This window comes from Bradyrhizobium sp. C9, from assembly GCF_002532045.1.
In the GTDB taxonomy this organism is placed as follows: domain Bacteria; phylum Pseudomonadota; class Alphaproteobacteria; order Rhizobiales; family Xanthobacteraceae; genus Bradyrhizobium.
In genome coordinates, this window is the sequence record NZ_NWTG01000009.1 from 1 (window position 1) to 8,605 (window position 8,605).

The 8,605-nt window shown below is 65.1% G+C and carries 9 protein-coding genes and 1 other RNA gene; 4 read left to right on the forward strand and 6 right to left on the reverse strand.

Features of this window, described 5'->3' with window-relative positions; genetic code table 11:
* Positions 1-325: 325 nt before the first annotated feature.
* The 4 genes from CO675_RS20185 to CO675_RS20200 all read right to left on the reverse strand — a co-directional run bounded on the left by CO675_RS20185 (position 326) and on the right by CO675_RS20200 (position 2,892).
* Positions 326-1,150 carry a TIGR00282 family metallophosphoesterase gene (locus CO675_RS20185; RefSeq protein ID WP_097673647.1) on the reverse strand — a complete coding sequence of 275 codons (825 nt, stop codon included), beginning with the start codon at positions 1,148-1,150 and terminating at the stop codon, positions 326-328.
* A gap of 2 nt (positions 1,151-1,152) precedes the next feature.
* The gene (locus CO675_RS20190; protein WP_097673648.1) at positions 1,153-1,731 is read right to left on the reverse strand and encodes a 5-formyltetrahydrofolate cyclo-ligase; all 579 of its coding nucleotides are present in this window, start codon (positions 1,729-1,731) and stop codon (positions 1,153-1,155) included.
* Positions 1,732-1,902: 171 nt separating this feature from the next.
* A non-coding RNA gene (gene ssrS / locus CO675_RS20195) (6S RNA) lies at positions 1,903-2,063 on the reverse strand.
* Positions 2,064-2,262: 199 nt separating this feature from the next.
* Positions 2,263-2,892 carry a TetR/AcrR family transcriptional regulator gene (locus CO675_RS20200; protein ID WP_158231278.1) on the reverse strand — a complete coding sequence of 210 codons (630 nt, stop codon included), beginning with the start codon at positions 2,890-2,892 and terminating at the stop codon, positions 2,263-2,265.
* 135 nt (positions 2,893-3,027) lie between these two features.
* On the opposite strand from CO675_RS20200, the gene CO675_RS20205 reads away from it, so the two are divergent.
* Both CO675_RS20205 and CO675_RS20210 read left to right on the forward strand, forming a co-directional pair.
* A complete protein-coding gene (locus tag CO675_RS20205) occupies positions 3,028-3,504 on the forward strand; it encodes a PaaI family thioesterase (protein WP_097673650.1) in 477 nt (158 codons plus the stop codon).
* A 69-nt stretch (positions 3,505-3,573) separates the two neighbouring features.
* Complete coding sequence (locus CO675_RS20210; RefSeq protein ID WP_158231279.1) at positions 3,574-4,734, forward strand: acyl-CoA dehydrogenase family protein; 1,161 nt, start codon at positions 3,574-3,576, stop codon at positions 4,732-4,734.
* 66 nt (positions 4,735-4,800) lie between these two features.
* Here the strand turns inward: CO675_RS20210 and CO675_RS20215 are convergent, their stop codons facing one another.
* Positions 4,801-5,184, reverse strand: a complete 384-nt coding sequence (locus tag CO675_RS20215; protein WP_097673652.1) for a cell division protein ZapA — start codon at positions 5,182-5,184, stop codon at positions 4,801-4,803.
* Positions 5,181-5,501 carry a DUF4164 domain-containing protein gene (locus CO675_RS20220; protein WP_050405740.1) on the reverse strand — a complete coding sequence of 107 codons (321 nt, stop codon included), beginning with the start codon at positions 5,499-5,501 and terminating at the stop codon, positions 5,181-5,183. Before CO675_RS20220 ends, CO675_RS20215 begins: the two co-directional genes overlap by 4 nt.
* Before the next feature lie 336 nt (positions 5,502-5,837).
* Between CO675_RS20220 and tkt the strand changes: the two genes are divergently transcribed.
* Both tkt and CO675_RS20230 read left to right on the forward strand, forming a co-directional pair.
* Positions 5,838-7,820 (forward strand): transketolase, encoded by a 1,983-nt coding sequence (gene tkt / locus CO675_RS20225; protein WP_097673653.1) that lies wholly within the window; start codon positions 5,838-5,840, stop codon positions 7,818-7,820.
* A 163-nt stretch (positions 7,821-7,983) separates the two neighbouring features.
* Positions 7,984-8,605: type I glyceraldehyde-3-phosphate dehydrogenase (locus CO675_RS20230; RefSeq protein ID WP_143279053.1), on the forward strand; the 622-nt coding region annotated here is incomplete at its 3' end.

An 8,605-nucleotide genomic window follows, 5' to 3' on the forward strand; every position in this document is an offset into this window, starting at 1 on the left:
CCATCAGCCGCCTCGGCCTTCCGATGGACGACCTCCTGAGATTCCACAGCTAGGCCAGCCCCTCGCCGGAACGGCGGGGTGTACTGCCAAAATATTGAAAACAACCCCATGCAAAGTAGCCGGCCGCTGCCGGCGCCCGGCACTGCACTTGACACGTCGGGCAACTCAAAAGTATTTTTCCATTATTCCGAAATAGCCCCGCCGCCCGGATGGAGCGAGGCGCAATCCGGGTACAGCCTCTCAACTTGCCAGGACCCGGATTTCGCGGAGCCTGTCATCGGGCGCGCATTCGCGCGACCCGTTGGCTCCATCCGGGCTACGGGCGCTAGGTCCAGAACCCCGGCACGGCAGGCTCGAGCCGCCCGCCGGCGCGCACCGGCGCGACCTTCACCGCAAGCCCGGTCGCATCGTCGGTCTCGACCGCGACACCGCTCAGCGTCGCGACGCCTCCGGCCGGCTCGAAACGGCCGGACGGAATGCCGGTGAGGAAGCGCTGCAGCGGCTCCTCCTTCTGCATGCCGATCACCGAATCATAGTCGCCGGTCATGCCGGCATCGCTCATATAGGCGGTGCCGCCGGGCAGCACCTGGTGGTCGGCGGTCGGCACATGGGTGTGGGTCCCGACCACGAGGCTGACGCGGCCGTCGCAGAAGAAGCCGACGCCCTGCTTCTCGGAGGTCGCCTCGGCATGGAAATCGAGCACGATGGCGTCACAGCCCTCGCGCAACGGACAGGCCTCGAGTTCGCGCTCGATCGCACTGAACGGATCGTTCGAGGACGGCTCCATGAAGACGCGACCGATCGCGTTGAGGACCAACGCGCGCTTGCCGCTCTTGGTGTCGACCAGCGTGGCGCCGCGTCCCGGCGAATGGCGCGGGAAATTCAGCGGCCGGATCAGGCGCGGCGCACGCTCGATGAAGACCAGCGCCTCCTTCTGATTCCAGGCGTGATTGCCGAGCGTGATCGCATCGGCGCCGGCATCGAGCAGCTCCTGGTAGATCGCCTCGGTGATGCCGAAGCCGCCGGCGGCGTTCTCGCCGTTGACGACGACGAGATCGAGCGACCAGTCTCTGATCATGCCGGGAAGATGGTCTGAGATGGCGGTGCGGCCGGTCCTGCCGACGACGTCACCAACGAACAGAATACGCAAGGCTAGCTACTCCGGAAATCGAACGTCTTGCGCTCCGTTAGCACATAATCGAGCGGGACGTCGTGCGACAGCGCCGGTATAGCCTTGGTTTCCTGTGCAGCAAAGGCGACCCCCACCCCGATCACATGCTTGGCCTTGCGCAGATGTGCAAAGGTATAGTCGTAATAGCCGGCGCCATAGCCGATCCGGTGGCCGAGCTTGTCGAATGCCGCGAGCGGCACCAGCATCACGTCGGGATGCACCTCGGCGGCGGCTGGCGACGGTTCGGGAATGCCGAGCGGCCCGAGCATCAGCCGGTCCTGCGGCGACCAGCTGCGGAAGGTCAGCGATTGGCCGCGCGCATTGATGCAGGGGAGCGCGAGCCGCGCGCCCTTTTCGGCAAGCTTCTTCAACAACGGCGTCGGATCGAGCTCGCTGCGGATCGGGGCATAGCCGGAAATGACCATGCCTTGCGCGATCTCGAACGGCGCGCCCCGCTTGGCGAGCGCTTCGGCAGCGGTCGCGCGCTGCTCGTCGCTCAGCGCGTCGCGCTTGGCGAGGGCAAGCGCCCGAAGCTCGGCCTTCGATGGAGATGCGTGCATGATCCATCTTCCGCTGTCGTCGTCCGCGACAACGGACGATCCATCAATCACAGACGCTCGCATTCGTCAGGGGCCAGGCCGCGGCGCACTGGACGCCCCGCGTCGCGGGGCACAACACTGCTTAGCAATCGAACCGCCGCAGCGCGACGACAAGGCAACAGCAAAAATCAGTGCGAAGCCGCAGAGGCCGTTGAAGCACTCGATCCCGGAGTTCCCTACGAAAGTAGGTGGGCACCATATGTCCGGGTCCACGGACCCGGCCAGGGACAGTTCCCTAAAGGATCGATAAGGCCCCGGGGATATATGGCTCCTGACGCACGACGCAGCTTCGCGGGGCCAATGTAGCGACGAAGTGCCGGTTCCGCCAGCGGCAAGGGGCGGACTTCCGCAAATCAGGGCGCCGGCGCCGTGCTCGGCTTCCACAGGAGTGGAAAATGTCCCGTGCCGGCATGAGCTCCGTCGCGGCGCCGAACGAAGCGGGTGACCCAAGCCGGCCCCGCCGGCTGGTCGCCGACCGAGCCGGCGCTTCGATCAGCCCCTACCGCTCAGCCGCGCAACCATGTTCTTCGTGTAGTGCGCCAGCAGAACCGGCGCATTGTTGCCAAGCACGTCGATCCTTCCCCCGTGCTTGAGCACCAGCAATCCGACCAGATGCGTGATAAGCGCAGTCGCCTCGATGCGGACCATCGGCAGAAACGGCTTCGCCGTGGCCTTGCGGACCTGCTCCGCGAGCAGAGCGAGCAGGTCGTCCAGCTGCCGCTTGAGGGCCTCATCCAATCCGGACCCGAGCTTCTTCTTGCGGTCCCCATTGAACAACACGAGCGACAGCGTCAGCTCGGACGGATGCGCATCGTAGTATTTGTAGATTGCAAGGGTCCCCCGTCGAAGCGATTTCGCGGGAACAGCGATGCCGTCCATCGCGGCCCTGACTTCTTCAGTGACTGCCAACAGCGATTCACCCAGCACGGCCGCGAATATGTCCTCCTTCGATCGAAACAGCGGGTAGATCGCGCCTGTCGTACACCCTGCCATTTGCGCGATCGCCCTGATCGACGCGCCCTCGAGGCCGGTAGCCTCAAATACACGACGCGCGGCATCAACGATCACGCGACGACGATGAAAGTCGAGGGTCTGCTGATAGGTTTGCGCAGCGGCGGACATTGACTCCTTGCCGATTCTGTAACATCGTTTCCAATAGATAACATCGTTATCAAACTTGGGCAAGCGCATGCCGGCGCCGTGGCCCCAAGGACTTCCGACGCCAGACGTAGTCCAGAATTCCTCCCGGAGAGCACCATGCGTGAACACGAGACGGCACGCTCCATTGAGCCTCTGCTGGATGCCGAGCAAGTGCGGCGCGCGATCATCCGAAACCTGCCGAGCATCGACCACCACGGCGAGATCGTCGAGAACGTCGCACCGAACGCGATCCGCGTTCGGCTTCCGTATCAGCAGGCGTTCATGGGAGCCGAGCTGTGGCAAGACGGCAGCGGCAGCGTGTTTTCGGGACCGACGGTGATGGGCCTTGCCGACACCACGATGTACGGCTGCGTCCAGGCGGCCCTCGGAGCCAACGTCATCCCGGTGATGGCAGCCTTCAACATCACCTTCCTGCGGCCAGCCAGGGCTTCGGACTTGATCGCGGAGGCGCGTATCGTGCGCCGCGGCCGCCGCCTGCATTATCTCGAATGCTGGCTGACTTCGGACGGCGAACCTGAGCCTTGCGCCCATATCACGTCGACATATCGGGTCGCGGCGCGGCCGGAGCGCTAACGCGCCATGCGCCACTCATGCGGTCCGGCGGACGATCGGCGGACCGAGGCTCGCAGCGAGGCGACGATCATGGCGACTTCACATTGGCGCTGGCCGCTGTTTGAGGCACGCCATTCCGAGCTCGCGACGAGATTTGCGGACTGGGCCGATGTCAATCTGACACCCTATGAAGCCGATGAGGGGGGCGATGGACGGGCGGCACGCCTGATTTTCGAGGCCTTGGCACGCGATGGCTGGCTGCGGTCGACCTCCCCCTCCAACGAACATGGCTTGTCGCCCGACCTTCGCGCCGTGTGCCTGCTGCGGGAAATCTGCGGGCAGTCTTCGGCCATCGCGGATGTTGCGTTGTCTGAACCATGGCTCGGTGCATTGCCGTTGATCGTGGGCGGCTCTGCCGAGCTGAGACGGAAGTATCTTCCCGGCTATCTGGCCGGTTCGTTGCTCCCTGCATTCGCGCTCTCCGAACCCGATGCAGGGTCGGACGTGCAGGCGATCACCACGTCCGCACGCCGGGAGGGTAGCCACTTCGTCATCAACGGTCGAAAGACCTGGACGTCGAATTGCGGCCTCGCCGACCTTTACATCGTGTTTTCACGCATGGATGGGGAAGAGCGCAGAAGCGGCATCGCAGCTTTCGCCGTCGAGCCGGCGGACGGCGGCCTTGTCTTCGAACGGCGCCTGGAGGTGCTGTCGCCGCATACGGTCGGCACGTGGCGCCTGGAAGAATGTCGCGTTCCGGCCAGTCGCCTGATCGGCGGGGTCGACGCAGGATTGCGGATCGCTCTCCGTTCACTCGAGATATTCAGGCCGACGGTCGGCGCCGCGGCGGTCGGTTTCGCTCGCCGGGCACTCGATGAGGCGGTGCGCCGAAGCCTGTCACGCCGGGCCTTCAACAAGCCGATTGCCGAACACCAGCTGATCCAGGCGAAACTTGCGGAGATGGCCACGGACTTGGATGCCGCCACGCTGCTGGTCTATCGCGCCGCGTGGAACGCGGACACCGGGGGCGGCAGCGGCCGCGAGGCGGCAATGGCCAAGCTCTATGCCTCGGAAGCTGCCCATCGCATCATCGACAGCGCCGTGCAGATTTTCGGTGGAATGGGGATCCGCAAGGGTGAAGTCGTTGAACGGCTCTATCGCCACGTTCGCGCGTTCCGGATCTTCGATGGAACGAGCGAGATCCAGAAACTGATCATCGCCCGCAGCTTGCTGGCAGATGCAGGCAAATAGATTGCCTCCAGCTGCGTCTGCTCATTTCAGCCCGGCCGGTCCCCGTCAAATGAAGCTGTCGCGACTTCAGCCGATCGCGATGCCGCCGCCAATGGTGCGGTTGAGCACCTGCGTGGTGCGCTCGATCCGCTCGGCGGCGGCGTTGAGCGCATTGGAGACCGCGGCCTGAGTCGCGCGGGCGCGGTCGGTGGCGGCGCTGCGGGCATTGCGCAGTTGCTCGACCTCTTCCTCGAGGCTGCGGATGCGTGCGCCCGCATCGACCAGTTCGTCGCAGGCGGTGAGCGCCGCCATCACAGTGAGCCGCGCATCGCCGATCTCGCCGAACTTGCCGCGCAGCGATTCAACGCGCTGCTGGAGATTTTCCGCGAGCTTCAACAGCCGCACCTCCTGGCCCTCCTCGCAGGCCATCCGGTATTGTCGGCCATTGATGGTGACGTTGATGTGGCTCATCTGCCTTCTCCGCCCTCGAGCACGGCGCGAATGGTGCCGATCGCCGCGTCGAGCTTTTCCGCGATGTCGCGATTGACGCGCTCGAGCTTGCGCGTCTTCACCAGCGATCCGTCGAGCTCATCGGCAAGCCTGGAGCGATCGGCGCCGAGCGCCTGGATCCGGCTCGCCAATTCGTTTTCGTCGCGGTCGGCCTCGCGACGCCGCTCCACCGAGCTCTCCAGCGCATCGAGCGCTGCCATCAGCCGCTTGGTCGCAGCATCGATATCGGCAAGCGGTGCCTCGGTATTGCCAGACCCGTTGGCGAGACGATCACTCATGACACGCGGTGTGGACCCTTCTAGTCGGTCAGCTGGGTAGCCTGGTGGAAACAGGCCTGCCGCACGGCAAAACTGGCGGTTCGGCAAGCGGTTAGCGGACGAAATTTACGTGGCAAGCGAGCCGAGCGCAACGGCGGCGCCAAACTATGCACCGTTCAATGATATTGGGCCGTTTTGAGCAACTTTTCCCCGTTTTGGGGCGTTTCATCGCCTTGGACTTGCGGAATTGAGGTGCTAATCCACCCTCCAACCCGTAAGGCCATCCACGCGCGTATCGCGGCTGCCCGCCCCGATGCGTCCAGCATTCAGCTCCTCATTCCAGGCGGACTTTTCATCATGACGCAGGTCGATCACACCCGTATGGCCAATGCGATCCGTGGCCTTGCCATGGACGCCGTCGAGAAGGCGAATTCCGGCCATCCCGGCCTGCCGATGGGCGCCGCCGACATCGCGACCGTCCTGTTCACCAAATTCCTGAAATTCGATGCCGCCGACACGGCGTGGCCCGATCGCGACCGTTTCGTGCTCTCGGCCGGCCACGGCTCGATGCTGCTCTACGCGTTGCTGTACCTCACCGGCAACAAGGACATGACGCTCGACCAGCTCAAGCATTTCCGCCAGCTCGGATCGCTGACGCCGGGACACCCGGAGAACTTCCACACCAAGGGCATCGAGACCACCACCGGCCCGCTCGGCCAGGGCATTGCGACCGCGGTCGGCATGGCGCTCGCCGAGAAGATGCTGGCCGCCGAATTCGGCAAGAAGATCGTCAGCCACCACACCTATGTGCTCGCCTCCGACGGCGACCTGATGGAAGGCATCTCGCAGGAAGCGATCGCGCTCGCCGGCCACTGGCGCCTCAACAAGATGATCGTGCTGTATGACGACAACGGCATCTCGATCGACGGTCCCACCTCGATCGCCGATTCCGTCGACCAGGTGAAGCGCTTCAAGTCGGCCGGCTGGGCCGCCGAATTGATCGACGGCCATGATCCGCAGGCGATTGCCGCTGCGATCACCCGCGCGCAGAAGTCCAGCAAGCCATCGATGATCGCCTGCAAGACCACGATCGGCTTCGGTGCGCCGACCAGGGCCGGCACCGCGAAAGCCCATGGCGAGGCGCTCGGCGCCGCCGAGCTCAAGGGTGCCAAGGAGAAGCTCGGCATCTCGCTCGAGCCGTTCTCGGTGCCCGACGACGTGCTGAAGGCCTGGCGCGAAGCGGGTGCCCGCGGCGCCGCCGAGCACAAGGCCTGGGACGAGCAGTTCGCACAGCTCGGCAACCGCAAGCGCGCCGAGTTCGAGCGCCGCCTGCGTCACGAACGGCCGCAATCGCTCGCCAAGGGGCTGCGCGCCTTCAAGAAGGGCCTCTTGGAAAATCCGCTCAACGTCGCGACCCGCAAGTCGTCGGAAGCCGCTATCGAAGTGATCGCCGCCGCGATGCCGATGGAATTCGTGGCCGGCTCCGCCGACCTCACCGGCTCCAACAACAACAAGGCGAAGTCGGCGGTCGGGTTCGCCGCCAAGACGCCGAAGGGCCGCTTCATCCATTACGGCATCCGCGAGCACGGCATGGCGGCGTGCCTCAACGGCATCTTCCTGCATGGCGGCTTCGCGCCGAACGGCGCCACCTTCCTGGTGTTCACCGACTATGCACGCGGTGCGATGCGGCTGTCGGCGCTGATGGGCACCGGCGTCGTCTATGTGATGACCCACGATTCGATCGGCCTCGGCGAGGACGGTCCGACGCACCAGCCGGTCGAGCATCTCTCCGCGCTGCGCGCGATGCCCAACATGCGCGTGTTCCGTCCCTGCGACGCGGTCGAGACCGCCGAGTGCTGGGAACTGGCGCTCAACCGGATCGACGGGCCGACGGTGCTGGCGCTGACCCGCCAGAACCTGCCGCAGCTGCGCACCACGGCGCCGAACGACAACCCGTGCAGCCACGGCGCTTACGAGCTGGTCGCGGCGCAGGGTGACGCAAAAGTGTCATTGTTCGCCTCCGGTTCCGAGGTCCAGATCGCGGTCGAGGCGCAGAAGCAGCTCGCCGGGCGCGGCATCGCGACGCGGGTCGTCTCGGTCCCGTCGCTCGAATTGCTGCTGGCGCAGCCCGCCGAGCGGCAAAATGCCGTTATCGGCAACGCCCCGGTCAAGATCGCGATCGAGGCTGCCGTGCGCTGGGGCTGGGATGCCGTGATCGGCCGCGACGGCGAATTCGTCGGCATGCACGGTTTCGGCGCCAGCGCCCCGGCGAAGGACCTTTTCCCGCATTTCGGCATTACTGCGGAGGCCGTCGTTAACGCTGCCCTGAAGCGCGTCTGACGCCGGCCTGACACCCGCCGGTCGAAGGTTGAGCTTGCCGCGAAAAAGGATTACCAAAGCTCCATCTTTTCCGCTCGCGTCCGGCTGAACCGGGCGTTCCGCCGTAAAACCCTCGTGGGACACCTCCCACGGGGCCGGCAGCAGCTTTTAGAGGAGACACAGCATGGCAATCCGCGTCGCGATCAACGGGTTTGGGCGTATCGGCCGCAATGTGTTGCGCGCCATCGCCGAGTCCGGCCGCAAGGACATCGAGGTGGTCGGCATCAACGACCTCGGCCCGGTCGAGACCAACGCGCACCTGCTGCGCTTCGATTCCGTGCATGGCCGCTTTCCGGGCACCGTGACCGTCGACGGCGATTCGATCAGCGTCGGCGACAACAAGATCAAGGTCTCGGCCGAGCGCGATCCCTCCAAGCTGCCGTGGAAGGCCCTCGGCGTCGACATCGCGCTGGAATGCACCGGCATCTTCACCGCCAAGGACAAGGCCTCTGCGCACCTTGCCGCCGGCGCCAAGCGCGTGCTGGTCTCGGCGCCCGCCGACGGTGCCGATGCGACGATCGTCTACGGCGTCAACCACGACACGCTGAACAAGGATCAGCTCGTCGTCTCCAACGGCTCCTGTACCACCAACTGCCTGGCGCCGGTTGCCAAGGTGCTGAACGAGACGGTCGGCATCGAGACCGGCTTCATGACCACGATCCACGCCTATACCGGCGACCAGCCGACGCTCGACACCCTGCACAAGGACCTCTATCGCGGCCGCGCCGCGGCGATGTCGATGATCC